Origin of the sequence: Streptomyces sp. NPDC048185 (assembly GCF_043202495.1) — a bacterium.
Lineage (GTDB): Bacteria > Actinomycetota > Actinomycetes > Streptomycetales > Streptomycetaceae > Streptomyces.
Map to the genome: position 1 here is coordinate 963688 of NZ_JBIDAN010000002.1, position 13492 is coordinate 977179.

12 protein-coding genes are annotated in these 13492 nt (G+C 74.3%); 3 read left to right on the forward strand and 9 right to left on the reverse strand.

Annotated elements, in window-relative coordinates; translation table 11 throughout:
- Positions 1 to 61 precede the first annotated feature (61 nt).
- Positions 62 to 1024 carry an LLM class F420-dependent oxidoreductase gene (locus tag ACGF3H_RS10220; RefSeq protein ID WP_362487913.1) on the forward strand — a complete coding sequence of 321 codons (963 nt, stop codon included), beginning with the start codon at positions 62 to 64 and terminating at the stop codon, positions 1022 to 1024.
- Positions 1025 to 1265: 241 nt separating this feature from the next.
- On the opposite strand, the gene ACGF3H_RS10225 is transcribed toward ACGF3H_RS10220, so the two are convergent.
- A complete protein-coding gene (locus ACGF3H_RS10225; protein ID WP_362499274.1) occupies positions 1266 to 1763 on the reverse strand; it encodes a phage holin family protein in 498 nt (165 codons plus the stop codon).
- A 71-nt stretch (positions 1764 to 1834) separates the two neighbouring features.
- Here ACGF3H_RS10225 and ACGF3H_RS10230 point away from each other — a divergent pair, with 71 nt between their 5' ends.
- Entirely contained in the window at positions 1835 to 2185 is a 351-nt protein-coding gene (locus tag ACGF3H_RS10230) for a VOC family protein (protein WP_362499272.1), read from the forward strand.
- Between the two features lie 20 nt (positions 2186 to 2205).
- Here the strand turns inward: ACGF3H_RS10230 and ACGF3H_RS10235 are convergent, their stop codons facing one another.
- Positions 2206 to 4164: a DUF5107 domain-containing protein gene (locus ACGF3H_RS10235; protein WP_362499269.1), complete on the reverse strand. Its 1959-nt coding sequence runs from the start codon at positions 4162 to 4164 to the stop codon at positions 2206 to 2208.
- A 147-nt stretch (positions 4165 to 4311) separates the two neighbouring features.
- On the opposite strand from ACGF3H_RS10235, the gene ACGF3H_RS10240 reads away from it, so the two are divergent.
- On the forward strand, positions 4312 to 4659 hold the full coding sequence (locus ACGF3H_RS10240; RefSeq protein WP_362499266.1) for a DUF6204 family protein: 348 nt from the start codon (positions 4312 to 4314) through the stop codon (positions 4657 to 4659).
- On the opposite strand, the gene ACGF3H_RS10245 is transcribed toward ACGF3H_RS10240, so the two are convergent.
- From ACGF3H_RS10245 to ACGF3H_RS10275, 7 genes are all read right to left on the reverse strand, one after another.
- The gene (locus tag ACGF3H_RS10245) at positions 4631 to 5182 is read right to left on the reverse strand and encodes a GNAT family protein (protein WP_362499263.1); all 552 of its coding nucleotides are present in this window, start codon (positions 5180 to 5182) and stop codon (positions 4631 to 4633) included. The two genes, ACGF3H_RS10240 and ACGF3H_RS10245, sit on opposite strands and share 29 nt — an antisense overlap.
- Positions 5183 to 5219: 37 nt before the next feature.
- Complete coding sequence (locus tag ACGF3H_RS10250; protein ID WP_362499261.1) at positions 5220 to 6146, reverse strand: LD-carboxypeptidase; 927 nt, start codon at positions 6144 to 6146, stop codon at positions 5220 to 5222.
- Complete coding sequence (locus ACGF3H_RS10255; RefSeq protein WP_362499258.1) at positions 6143 to 8101, reverse strand: prolyl oligopeptidase family serine peptidase; 1959 nt, start codon at positions 8099 to 8101, stop codon at positions 6143 to 6145. The genes ACGF3H_RS10250 and ACGF3H_RS10255 overlap by 4 nt, the downstream gene beginning before the upstream one ends.
- A gap of 42 nt (positions 8102 to 8143) precedes the next feature.
- A complete protein-coding gene (locus ACGF3H_RS10260; protein WP_362499255.1) occupies positions 8144 to 9478 on the reverse strand; it encodes a M20/M25/M40 family metallo-hydrolase in 1335 nt (444 codons plus the stop codon).
- Positions 9471 to 10304: a M55 family metallopeptidase gene (locus ACGF3H_RS10265; protein WP_362499252.1), complete on the reverse strand. Its 834-nt coding sequence runs from the start codon at positions 10302 to 10304 to the stop codon at positions 9471 to 9473. The genes ACGF3H_RS10260 and ACGF3H_RS10265 overlap by 8 nt, the downstream gene beginning before the upstream one ends.
- Positions 10305 to 10521: 217 nt before the next feature.
- Positions 10522 to 10770, reverse strand: coding sequence for a hypothetical protein (locus tag ACGF3H_RS10270; RefSeq protein ID WP_362499249.1), 249 nt, complete (start codon positions 10768 to 10770; stop codon positions 10522 to 10524).
- 291 nt (positions 10771 to 11061) lie between these two features.
- Complete coding sequence (locus ACGF3H_RS10275) at positions 11062 to 13464, reverse strand: MFS transporter (RefSeq protein WP_362499246.1); 2403 nt, start codon at positions 13462 to 13464, stop codon at positions 11062 to 11064.
- Positions 13465 to 13492 lie beyond the last annotated feature (28 nt).

The following is a 13492-nucleotide window of genomic DNA, read 5'->3' on the forward strand; positions in this document are numbered from 1 at the left end:
CCGGACCGGCGCCCGGGTACCCGGGCCGGGACCCACCCGCCCCATGTCCCGGAGGCAGCCCATGCCCGAGTACGGCTATTTCCTCTCGTGCGAGCAGTACGGTCCCGCGGAGCTGATCGAGCAGGCACGGATGGCCGAGCAGGCCGGATTCCAGTCGCTGTGGATCTCCGACCACTACCACCCGTGGAACGACGAGCAGGGCCAGAGCCCGTTCGTGTGGTCGGTGATCGGCGCGCTGTCCGAGGCCGTGTCCCTGCCGGTGGAGACGGCGGTGACCTGCCCGACCGTGCGCATCCACCCGGCGGTGGTGGCACAGGCGGCGGCGACCAGCGCGGTGATGACCGAGGGGCGCTTCCGGCTCGGCGTCGGCACCGGCGAGGCACTCAACGAGCACATCCTCGGCGACGCGTGGCCGGCCGCGCACGTGCGTCTGGAGATGCTGGAGGAGGCCATCCTGATCATGCGCCGGCTGTTCACCGGCGAGGAGGTCAACCACCACGGCACGCACTACACGGTGGAGAACGCCCGTCTGTACACGGTGCCCGACGAGCCCGTGCCCATCGACATCTCCGGCTTCGGCCCGGCGGCGACCAAGCTGGCGTCCCGGGTGGGCGACGGCTACATCACGATGATGCCGGACGCCTCGATGGTGGAGCAGTACCGCAAGGGCGGGGGCGGCGGCAAGCTGGTCAGCGGCGGTACGAAGGTCTGCTACGACACCGACCGGGACGCGGCGGTGCGGACCGTGCACCGGCTGTGGGCCAACGAGCAGCTGCCGGGCGAGCTGGGCCAGGTGCTGCCCTCACCGAAGCACTTCGAGCAGGCGCAGACGCTGGTCACCGAGGACATGGTGCGCGAGAACCGGGTGTGCGGCGAGGACGTGGACGAACACGTCGCGGAGCTGAGGAAGTTCGCCGACGCCGGCTTCGACCGCGTCTACGTCAACCAGATCGGTCCCGACCTGCGTGGCTTCTTCGACTTCTACCGCACGAAGGTGCTGCCGCAGCTCCAGCAGAACACCTGACCCGCGGCTCCCCGCCCGCGTACGGCCGCGGGCCCCGCCCCCCCCCCCGGGGGGGGGGGCGGGGCCCCGGGGGGGGGGCGGGGCGGGGCCCCCGGCCCGCCGGGGGGGGGGGGGCGGGGGGGGGGGCCGGGGGGGGGGGGGCCCCCCCCCCCCCCCCCCCCCGCCCCCGGCCCCCCCCCCCCCGGCGCGCCCCCCCCCCCGCCCCCGGGGGCGGGGGCCGCGGCCGTTCCCATGGGTTCCGTCAGGCGCGGCGCCGCGTTCCCTCGGGGCCGGCGTCGTCGCGGGGCGGCGCCGGGGTGCCGGTGCCGCCCGCTGCGGGGGCGGTGGGCGGCATGGGCGGGTACGGCACGCCGAGTCCGTTCGGCGGCGCGGCGGGGGCGTGGCCGCCGGCGGTGTGCTCGTGGCCGGGTGCGTGCCCGGAGCCCGGCGCGGCCCCCGGCCCCGACGCGTGCGGCCGTGCGGCGCCGCGCAGCAGATAGGCCGCGACGCCCAGGAGGGCGGCCGTGATCAGCGCGGCGGCCCAGTCGGGCAGGCCGATGGCGAGGGCCAGGCCCACGGCGAGTGCGAGGGCCGCGCCGGCGTACAGCGCGGCGGCACCGGAGGCGGCGTAGAGCGTGGCCTTGCGGCGCTGCTTCCGCGTCTGCTCGCGCAGCTCGTCGCGCACGGTCTCGCGTGCCACCTGCGCCAGTTCGTCGACCAGTTGCTTGTCCAGGTGTTCCAAGTGATCCATGCGGTCCATGCCTTGCGGGTACCCGCGAGCGGCAGGTCCATGGGGTCCGCGCCCCGCGGTGGCCAACTAGGCTCGTCCGCATGGACATTCTGGGAGCCACACTGCGTATCTGTGTCGACGACCTGGACAAGGCGATCCCCTTCTACGAAGGCCTGGCCGGCGGCCGGGCGCTGCGCTTCGAGCGTGGGGGCGTCCAGGTCGCCGCGATCGGCTGCTTCCTGCTGATGAGCGGGCCCGAGTCCGAGCTCGAGGTGCTGCGCAAGGTGGCGGCGACTATCGCCGTGACGGACGTGGAGGACGCCCACCGGGTCCTGACCGAGCTGGGCGCGGACGTCATCGCGGGTCCGGTGCCCACACCCGCGGGCCGCAACCTGATCGCCCGTCACCCGGACGGGGTGGTGTACGAGTACGTGGACCGGCAGGCCCAGTGACCACCGGCCGGACGGAGGGTTCACCCTGCGTCCGGCCGCATCCGGAAGTCGTGGCGGGCGGGGAGCGGCTCGTCGGTGAGCCGGGCCCACAGCCGGCCGATGGTCTCGTCGCCCTCGCGCAGGTCGGCGACCTCGAAGCCCTCGTCGTAGACGGCCCGTGCCTCGGCGCGCCGGCCCTCCGCGCACAGCAGCTGTGCCTCGGTCAGCCGGAACCGGCCGCGGGCACGGACCTCTTCGGGCAGCAGCTCCCACACGGCACGGGCGTCCCCGGTGCGTCCGGCCGCGAGCAGCGCCTCGATCGCCTCGCGTCCGAGCGCGGCCGTCGCCGCCCGCCACCGCTCGCCGCCGTCCGCTCCGTCTCCTCGCGCGCACAGGTCGTCGAAGGCGTCGGAGTACCGGTCGGCGGCGCGCTCGGGGTGGCCGCCCTCCCGGTCGGCCAGCGCGAGGCAGCGCAGCAGCGGCCAGCGTTCGGTGGCGCCCTCGATGCCGCGTTCCCAACTGCGCACCGCCTGCGCCAGATCACCGGCGTGCCACTGGGCGATGCCGAGGTGGTACTCGGTCTCCGGTGTGGCCGGTGCCGTCTCCAGCATGTCCCGCCAGGGCCGGGCGACCGGCGTCTGGCCGGGCGGACCGTGCGGGTCCGGCTCGGGGAGGTACCCGGTGCGCAGCAGGTGCAGCCAGGGTTCCTGCTCCTCGCCGAGGGTGCTCTCCCCGAAGGGCGTGCCGGGCAGCTTCCAGCCCGTGCGCAGCGCCTCGAGGGCGCCCCAGCCCGAGCCCGTGGCGAGCCGCTCGCCGGGCTCGGCGTCGGCGTACGGCAGCCAGGCCGTGTACGCGGCGTCCACGTCGGCGCGCGGCAGTGCCCGCTCCAGCCGTTCCTCCGCCGCGCGCAGCACGGCGTGCCACTCGCCTTCGGGGTCGGCGTCGAGCCGTCCGTACGCCTCCAGCCAGGACACCTCGCTCTCGGCCTCCAGCCTCACGTGTTCCAGCTGGGTCCGGGCGAGGCCGGCCTGGATCTCGCAGTAACCGCCCGTGCCGGGCTCGGTGAGCCACTCCTGCCAGCGCCTGCCGCCGGGGCCCGACCCCCAGACGAAGAGCTTGCGGCCACGCAGGGTGTCGGTCGAGGTCTGCGCCAGCCCGTACCCGTCCTCGTCCAGGGCGGCGATCCAGCGGCGCCGGCCGTCGGGCACCTCGTAGAACCAGTCGGCGGCGTGGACGCTGTTGAGCGGGTACGTCCGGTCGGCGCCGTCGGACTCGGGGACCGGGACGCGCCGCAGCCGGCGGTCGTAGCCGAAGTGCCAGGCCTCGTCGGCGGGGGCGAGGACGCGGCGGCCCTCGGGAACGGCGGTGTTGGACCACCAGTACGCCGGCACCGGACGCTCGTGCGGGTTGCGGATCCGGACGCCGACGCGGAGGAAGTCCGAGCCGTCGGGCAGCCACAGGTCGACCTGGAAGGGCAGGTCGCGCAGCCGCTCCCACTCCCACAGCCGCAGCATCTCCCCGCCGTCCGGTGCGGGCACCCGGGCGGCGTGCACGGGTGAGCAGGACAGGGTGGTGTGTCCGGTGGCGCCGATGTTCCATTCGATGCCGCCGGAGAACCAGGCGCCGTTCAGGGCGAAGTTCGCGGGCTGGAACACCGGGTTGACGTAGAGGAGTTCGCGTTCCGTCGGCTTGTGGAGGAGGGAGGCGATCCGGCCGCCGAGGCCGGGCAGGACGGTGGCCCTCAGCCGGTCGTTCTCGATCACGAGCGCGTCCAGGGCGCGCGGCGAGCGGCTGCGGCCGTATCCGTCCCGCACCCGTACCGGCAGCAGGCCGCGCAGCGGCTCGTAGCCGACCTGGCGGGCCATGTCGCGGGGCAGGGCGGCCCGGTCCCGGTCGTCGATGCGGTGGGCTTCGTCCAGCGGGCGCAGCGGCGGCAGCGGGTTGTCCGGTCCCAGCGGCGCGGCGGGCAGCGTCAGTACCTCACGTCGGATCGTCGTCACGATTCCCCATGGAAGCCGCTGACCGGCGCGGTGAACAGGGGCGCTGCCGGCCACGTCCCCGCGATGTGGCTCACGTTTAATTCGCTGGGTGCCGGGGCCGCGTCGGCCTAGAGTCGGGCGGTCGGCGTACGGACGAAGGAGCGGCACGTGAGTGAGCAGCACACCTACCGGGTGATCGTCCGGGGCACCTGGGAGGCGCTGACCGATCAGGCGCGCGCCCGGCTGCTCGCCGAGGCCGCCGACCACGGCATGGCCGGCATGCGCTTCACCGAGGAGGGCTCGCTGTCGTACGAGCCGTCGCCGCTCAAGCACTTCTCCCTGCGGTTCGTCGTGGTGTCGGACGCGGCGGACGGCGAGGAGATGGCGGGCGCAATCGCCGAGGACCGGGCGGAGACGGTGCTGCTCGGGCTCGGCTACGGGTACGGCGCGCTCAGGTCGACCGTCACCGACCTGGACACCATGAAGATCAACCGGAAGTCGCGGTCTCGACGGTGATCGCCCAGCGCTGGTGGTCGCGCCAGGCCCCGTCGATGTAGAGCATCTTCGGCGAGAATCCCTCCAGGCGGAAGCCGCAGGCGCGGGCCAGCGCGATCGAGGCGGCGTTGCCGGGCTGCACGTTGATCTCCAGGCGGTGCAGCCGCAGCGGCCCGAACGCGTACCGCACGACGAGGCCCAGCCCCTCGCGCATCAGGCCGCGGCCCGCCGCGTGCGCGAAGGCGCCGTAGCCGAGGGCACCGCTGAGGAAGCCGCCCCCGACGATGTTGTTGATGTTGACGAATCCGGCGATGCCGCCGCCGTCCTTCTCGCACACCAGGAACCCGGCCTTGGTCGGGTCCTCGATCAGCCGGGACGCGTAGGCGGTGTACGCCTGGGCGCTGTCCGGCGGGAAGAGCCACGGGTGGTGCAGGTCCTTGCTCTCGCGGACCCGGGCGGTGAATTCGGCGCCGTCCTCGTAGGTGAAGTGGCGTATGCCCACGCGGGGGCCCTCGGCGAGGTGGCGGGACGCGGTGTGCGGCATCCCGCCACTCTACGACGCGCCCGGGCGGGGTGCCCGGTCAGCGCAATGCCGGTTCGTCCAGCGTCAAGGTGCCCGCGTCGGCGTCGAGTTCCGCCGCGACTCCGAAGGGGACGGTGAGCGCTCCCGGGCAGTGGCCGAAGCCGAAGTCCCGCACGACCGGCACGCCGAGGCCGGCCAGCCGGTCGGCGAGCAGCGGGTGCACCCGGTCGGCGGGCTCGCACTGCTCCCACGACCCGAGCAGCACCCCGGCGACCCCGTCGAGCCAGCCCGCGCGCAGCAGCTGGGTGAGGTAGCGGTCGAGGCGGTACGGCTCCTCCCCCACGTCCTCCAGGCACAGCAGCCCGCCGCGCGCGCCGGGGCGGGCGTGCGGGGTGCCCAGCTCGGCGGCGAGCAGGGCGAGGCAGCCGCCCAGGGTGACGCCCCGCGCCCGGCCGGGCACCATCGGCGTACTGCCGGCGGAGGCGATGACGCGGACCGTCTCCGGGGCGAACAGCGTGGCCTTCAGGTGCTCCTGCGCCCGCGCGTTCTTGAGGAAGTCGATGCCCGCTGCCATCGGCCCGTGCAGCGTGACCAAGCCCAGCCGGCGGGCGAACGCCTCGTGCAGCGCGGTGATGTCGCTGAAGCCGACGAAGACCTTCGGCCCGGCGGCGCGCATCGCCTCCCAGTCGAGCAGGTCGGCCATGCGCTGGGCGCCATACCCGCCGCGGGCGCACAGCACGGCGTCCACGGCAGGGTCGCACCAGGCGCTCTGGAGGTCGGCGGCGCGGTCGGCGTCGGTGCCGGCGAGGTAGTCGAAGGCGGCGTGCCGGTCCAGGACGTGCGGTGCCACGACGGGGTCGAGGTCCCAGCCGCGCAGCACGTCGAGGCCCGCCTGCAGTCGTTCCTCGGGCACCGGTCCGCTGGGTGCGACGACGGCGACGCGGGCGCCCGGTCCGAGCCGGGCCGGGCGGGACAGTGGCTTCACCTGGTCAGCTCCAGGGTCGGGACGTCGGGGCGGTCCAGGCCGAAGACCTGTGCGTAGAGGGAGAGTTCGGCCTCCAGGGCGCGCACCATGGTCTCCGCCCGGCGGAAGCCGTGGCCCTCCCCTTCGAAGGCGATGTAGGCGTGCGGTACGCCGCGGCCCGCGATGCGGGCGAGGAACCGCTCGCACTGGACGGGCGGGCAGATCACGTCGTCCAGGCCCTGGAGCAGCAGGAAGGGCGCGGTGATGCGGTCGGCGTGCTCGGCGGGCGACCGCTCGGCGTACCGGTCCGGCACCTCGGCGAGGGGGCCGACCAGGCTCTCCAGGTACCGCGACTCGAAGTCGTGGGTCTCCCCCGTGCCCCAGCCGGTCAGGTCGAGGATCGGGTAGATGACCGTGCCGCAGGCGTAGACGTCGGTGGCCGTGAGCGACGCGGCCGCCGTCCAGCCGCCCGCGCTGCCGCCGCGTACGGCGAGCCGTGCCGGGTCCGCGGTGCCCTCGTCGGCGAGGGCCCGGGCGACGGCCGCGCAGTCCTCGACGTCGACCACGCCCCACTGCTCGCGCAGCCGGTTGCGGTACTCCCGGCCGTGTCCCGTCGAGCCGCCGTAGTCGACCTCCGCGACGCCGATGCCGCGCGAGGTGAAGTAGGCGATCTCCAGGTCCAGTACCAGGGGCGACCGGCTGGTGGGGCCGCCGTGCGCCCAGATCACGTAGGGCGGCAGCTCGCCGTCGGGGGCGGCGCAGTCGGGGTGGCGCGGCGGGTGGACGTGCGCGTGGATGTCGCGTCCGCCGGGACCGGTGAAGGTGCGGCTCCGCGGTTCGGGGTAGTGGGCGGGGTCCACGGCGTCGGTGTGGGGGGCGCCGATCACGCGGGCCCGGCCGGTGCGCGCATCCAGCTCCACCACCTCGTAGCCGCTGCGCGGGCCGGCGCCGACGGACACCACCCGCTCACCGTGGGCGGCGAGGGTCGCCGCGAACTCGGTCCAGGGCCCGGCCGCGTCGACGACCTCGCCGGTCTCCGGGTCGAGTATGCCGAGGGCGGCGGCGCCACGGCCGTGCAGGACGGCGATCAGGCCGTTGTCCAGCGGCGCGAACCAGCGCTGCCCGAGCTTCCACAGCGGACCGCCGAACTCCTCCTCGCGGGTGCACAGCGGTCGCCCGTCGCGGTACAGGTTCCACCAGCCGGTGCGGTCGGAGGCGTACAGCAGGGTGCCGTCGGGGGCCCAGTCGGCCTGGGCGACGGACTCCTCGGGCCCGCCGGCGACGGTCCGGGCGTCCCGGAAGGTGCCCTCGGGGCCGATGTCGGCGACGATCAGCTCGGTGCCGTCCCAGGGCATGCGCGGATGGTCCCAGGCGAGCCAGGCGGCGCGCCGCCCGTCGGGCGAGACACGCGGCCCGGTGAGGAACCGGTGCCGGTCGTCGGTGAGCTCACGGACCGCGCCCCGGTCGTCGGCGGCGGATCCGTCCAGCGGCACCGCCGCCAGGACCCGGCGCACGTCGCCCGGCCCCTCGCCGGTGAACTCCTCCAGCACGCACCACACCTCGCCGCGTTCGGGGCGCGGCTGCGGCTCGGCCCAGCGCAGCCCGCCGCCCACCGCGGAGACGGGGGTCAGCGGACGCGGATCGGCGCCGCCCGGCTCGTAGGCGTACAGCCGCTGGTCGGCGAAGTTCACGAACACCACCAGCGGTCCGCCGGTGGGGGTCGTGAGCGCGGTCCAGGGACGGCCGCCGTACTCGATGACGCGGCTGCGCACGTTCCACGGCGGGGGCAGCACCAATTCCTCGGTACCGTCCGGGTGCCGCCGGACCAGGGTGCGCCTGCCCCCCTCGGCGGGCCGGGGCGCGGTCCACCACGCCTCGTCGCCGACGAAGCCCACGTCGTCGGGCCGACCGTCGTGCGCGGCGGCGAGCGCCGCGTCGACCGGCGAGGGCCACGATCCGTACGCCAGAGTCTGCACTGACTCCCCCAACTTCTTCTCCAGAGCCTTGTCGAGCGGGCGCTAGGCGGTGCGCAGGAACCGGTCGAGGACGCGGACGCCGAAGTGCAGCGCCTCGACGGGGACGCGTTCGTCGACGCCGTGGAAGAGGGCCTGGTAGTCGAAGCCCTCCGGCAGCTTCAGCGGCGCGAACCCGTACCCGGTGATGCCGAGCCGCGAGAACTGCTTGGCGTCGGTGCCGCCGGACATGCAGTACGGCACGACGTGCCCCTCGGGGGCGAACGCCTCGACGGCGGCACGCATCCCGGCGAACGTCGGCGAGTCCACCGGTGCCTGGAGGGCGACCTCGCGGTGGGCGAACTCCCAGTCCACGTCCGGTCCGGTGAGGCGGTCGAGGGTCGCGCGGAACTCGTCCTCACAGCCGTACAGGAACCGTCCGTCGACGTGGGCGACGGCCTGGCCCGGGATGACGTTGAGCTTGTAGCCGGCGTCCAGCATGGTCGGATTGCTGCTGTTGCGGACGGTGGCCTCGACGAGCTTGGCGGCCGGTCCGAGCTTGGCCAGCAGGGCGTCGACGTCGTCCAGGCCGGTGTCGATGCCGTACAGGGCGGCGAGTTCGTCGAGGGCGGACCGGACGGTCGGGGTCAGCCGCAGCGGCCACTCGTGCTCGCCGATGCGGGTGATCGCCGCCGCGAGCCGGGTGACCGCGTTCTCCCGGTTGACCTTGGAGCCGTGTCCGGCCCGGCCGCGCGCGGTGAGCTTCAGCCAGCCGGTGCCGCGCTCGCCCGCGGCGATGGGGTAGATCTGCCGGCCGGCGCCGTCGTGGAAGGTGAACGCCCCGGACTCGCTGACGCCCTCGGTGCAGCCCTCGAACAGGGCGGCGTGCCGGTCGGCGAGGAAGCCGGAGCCGTCCTCGGCGCTGGCCTCCTCGTCCGCGGTGAACGCGATGACCACGTCCCGCCGGGGCCGGACGCCCTGCCGGGCCCAGCCGCGGGCGACGGCGAGGATCATCGCGTCCATGTTCTTCATGTCGACCGCGCCGCGCCCCCAGACGACGCCGTCGCGGATCTCCCCGGAGAAGGGGTGCACGCTCCAGTCGTCGGCCTCGGCGGGCACCACGTCCAGGTGACCGTGCACGAGCAGCGCGTCGGCGGACGGGTCGGTGCCCTCGATGCGGGCGACGACGTTGGTCCGGCCCTCGGTGCGTTCCAGCAGGGTGGGCTCGAGGCCGGCCTCGGCGAGCCGCTCGGCGGCGTACTCGGCGGCCGGGCGCTCCCGGCAGTCGCCGCCGCCCCGGTTGGTGGTGTCGATGCGGATGAGGTCGGAGGTGAACCGGACCACCTCGTCCAGCGCCTGGGCGTCCGTGCCCCCGGACCCGCTCTCGGGATGCTCAGCCATACTGCTCCTCCACCGCGGCCGAGACGATCGTGGTGACCGCCTTGAACGTACGGATCGTCTCGAACATGGTGTCGTGGGTGTACGCCACCTTGCGCTCCCCGACGCGGGCCACACCCGGCACGACGGTCGAGGCGTCCGCCAGGTGCTCGGCGTCGAACTCGACGGCGACCGTGAACGGGCCGCCGCGCACCGGCTCGTGCCGCACCGCGAGCGCCGCCGCGTCCTTGGCCGCGGCCCGGATGTCGGCGGCGGTCCTGGCCGGGGTACGGCACACGGCGGCGTACCGCGAGACGTGGTCCTTGACCGCGACCTTCAGCGCCCCGGGCGCATAGCCGAGCGCGTCCTCGCAGGCCAGGTCGTCCCCGGTGACCAGCACCACCGGCACGCCGTACTCGGCGACGACGTGCGCGTTGAGCAGGCCCTCGCTGGCCCGTTCGTCGTTCAGCCACACGCCGGTGATCTGGTTGGCGAGGTAGGTGTGCGCGAGGACGCCCTCCATGCCGGCTCCGGTGTGGTAGCCGACGAAGGCGATGCCGTCCACGTCCCCGTGCTGCACGCCCTCGACCATGGACAGGGCCTTGTGGCGGCCGGTGAGCATCTCGGTCCGCTCGTCGAGCCGCTCGAGCAGCAGGTTGCGCATGCTCCAGTGCGCCTCGTTGACGAGCACCTCGTCGGCGCCGCCGTCGAAGAAGCCCTGCACGGCGGCGTTCACGTCGGACGTGAACATCGACCGGCACCGCTCCCACTGGGGGGTCCCCGGCAGGACGTCGCCGGGCCAGGTGACGCCGGTGGCGCCCTCCATGTCGGCGCTGATGAGGATCTTCACTGATCGAGGTCCGTTCGCAGGTCAGAGGCTTGCCGTCGGGTGACGGGGATCTTCATGCCTCGCACCGTACGCGCTGCCGGGCCGCCTCGGCCAGGGCTGTGGACAACTGTCGGTGGTCCGGACCACTGAACTCACCGTACGGTCCACGGCCGGCCCCTCCGGCGCCCGGTCACCACGATCGCCCGCCGCGGCGGGAGCCGGTCCCGCGCCGACGAACTCACCGGCGCGCCGAGGGCACGAACACGCTCAGCCGGTAGGTGGTCGGCTGCGTGAGGCGCCCGCACAGCGTGTCGATCCTCGTCGTCGCCCACTCCTCGCCGCGCAGGGCGCGAAGGTGAGCGTGCCAGTGCGACGCGTCCTGCGTCTCGAAGAGGACGACCCAGTGGCCGGTGCCCGGAGCGGCGCGGGCGGCCGCCCCTCGCCTCGTGTCCTGTTCCGCACGTCTCCGCTTCCGCTGACCTGGCATCGGTCCATGATCGGCATCCCGGTGCCGCCCCGGCAAGGGCGACAAGTGCCGATGCCCCGCCCGTCGGCCGGCTTCCCCCACCACCCGATCCGCGAGGTGGCGCGCAGCACGCCTCGCCGTGTCGACGCCGAAGGCCGCATCGCCGCCACCCACCACGTGGCCGGCCCGGACAGACTCCACGCCGTCGCGGGCGGCCCCGCCCACGACGTCGGAGGGCGGCGAGCGTCCGGGCCGAGTGGGGCGTCACCGGGCAGGCCGTGTCACGCCCCGCGCCGGCGACGGCCGTGGGTGTCAGTCCTCGTGGCCGAGCTGCAGGTCGCGTTCGGTGCGGCCGCCGCCCGCCACCTGGAGCACGGTGGCGACGGGCGGGTAGCCGGCGGCGATGACGGTGTACTCGCCGGACGACAGGTCGACGAAGCGGAAGGTGCCGTCGGGGCCGGTGGTCAGCGTGTCCACGACGTTCCCGGCCGCGTCGAGGAGCGTCACGCGCGCGTCCTCCACGGCCCGTCCGCCGCTGGCCCGCACGGTGCCGCGCAGCACGGCCCCGCCGGCGAGCTCGACGTCCTGCCGGGTCTCGCGGGCGGCCTGGACGCTGACCGGCAGGGCGGCCGGCCGGAACGCGGGCGCGCTGGCGGCGAGGGTGTACTCGCCGGCCACCAGCTCGGTGATGACGTAACTGCCCTCGCGGGCGCTGCGGGTGGTGGCGACGACCTCGCCGTGGACGTTGGTGAGGGTGACGATCGCGTCCCGGACGGGGCTGCCGTCGGCGGTGACGACGCTGCCGGCCAGGCGCCCGGCGCCGCCGAGGACCACGTCCAGTTCGACCGGGCGCTCGCCCACGGTCACGGAGACCGCCTGCGGCTGGTGACCGCCGGCCGCGGCGATCAGGACGTACGACCCGGAGCCGGGCGTGGCCAGCGCGTACCGTCCGTCGTCGCCGCTGGCGCCCCGGCCGATCTGCTGCCCGCCGACGTCGATCAGGGTGAGCGCTGCGCGGGGCACCACGGTGCCGTCGGGGTGCTGCACCGTGCCGCAGACGGGGATCCCGGCGGCGTAGGGCGAACGGGCCTGGGGGACGTGGGCGGTGGGCTGCGCGGTCTCGGGCTCGGTGACGGGGGCGTTGTGGGACACCAGTGGTTTCTCCTTGAGGAAGAAGGCGATGAGCAGGCCGAGGACGAGTACCGGCACCAGGTACAGGAAGATGCGCGGCATGGCGTCGGCGTACGCCCGGATGTAGGCGTCGCGCAGCGCCGGGGGGAGGGTGTGGACGAGCTGAGGGGTGATGGACTCGGCGTCGGGCAGGCCGGTGCCCGCTCCGGCGGGGACGCGGTCGGCCAGGGCGTCGGTGAGCCGGCCCGCGAACAGGGTGCCGAAGACGGCGGCGCCGACGCTGCCGCCGATCTGCCGGAAGTAGTTGTTGGCGCTGGTGGCGGTGCCGAGGTCGGCGGGGCGCACGGAGTTCTGCACGGCGAGGACCAGGACGGGCATCACCATGCCGATGCCGGCGCCGAGGACGGCCATCCAGATGCTGTAGTGCAGCCGGGGCGTGTCGACGTCGAGGCGGGAGAGCAGCCACATGCCGATGACGGAGAGGACGCCGCCGAGGACCGGGTGGACCTTGTAGCGCCCGGTGCGGCTGATGAGCTGGCCGGAGATGATCGAGGCGCCGACGATGCCGCCCATCATGGGCAGCATCAGCAGGCCTGACTCGGTGGCGGTGGCGCCGTCGACCATCTGGAGGAAGGTCGGCAGGTAGCTCGCGGCGCCGAAGAGGGCGACGCCGACGACGAGGCCGACCAGCGCGGTGACGTTGAAGACGGAGTCCCGGAACAGGCGCAGCGGGATCAGCGGTTCGGGTGCGAAGTGTTCGGCGATCAGGAAGAGCACCGTGGACGCGACGGCGCCGGCGGCGAGGCCGAGGATGGCCGTCGAGTCCCACGCGTACTCGGTGCCGCCCCAGCTGGTGAGCAGCACCAGGCAGGTGGAGGCGGCGGCGAGCAGCAGGGCGCCGAGGAAGTCCAGACGGGGCTTGACGTGCGGCCTGGGCAGCTTCAGGACGACGGCGACGACGGCCATGGTGACGAGGCCGAAGGGCACGTTGATGTAGAAGCACCAGCGCCAGGTGAGGTGGTCGGTGAAGTAGCCGCCCAGCAGGGGCCCGGCGACCGAGGCGAGTCCGAAGGCGGCGCCGATCAGCCCCATGAACCGGCCGCGTTCCCTGGGCGGCACGATGTCGGCGATGATCGCCTGCACACCGATCATCAGGCCGCCGGCGCCGACGCCCTGTACCGCGCGGAAGGCGATCAGCTGGTCCATGGTCTGGGCGCGCCCGGCCAGCGCCGAGCCGACGACGAAGACCAGGATGGCGAACTGGAAGACGCCCTTGCGGCCGAAGAGGTCGCCGAGCTTGCCGTAGATCGGCAGCCCGATGGTGGAGGTCAGCAGGTACGCGGTGATCGCCCAGGACATCTTGTCCAGGCCGTGCAGCTCGCCGACGATCTTCGGCAGGGCGGTGGCGACGATCATCTGCTCGAGCGCGGCGAGCAGCAGCGCCAGCATCAGCCCGACGAAGACCAGCCGCACCCGGCGCGGGCTGAGCCCGGCGTCCCGCTCCGGCTCGGCAGCGGGGGCCTCGGGCACCTTCGGGGGTGGCGCGGTGACCGGTTCGTCCTGCACCAGAGTGATCCCGCCCACGTACCGCTCCCCTCGTCGCACCTGCTCA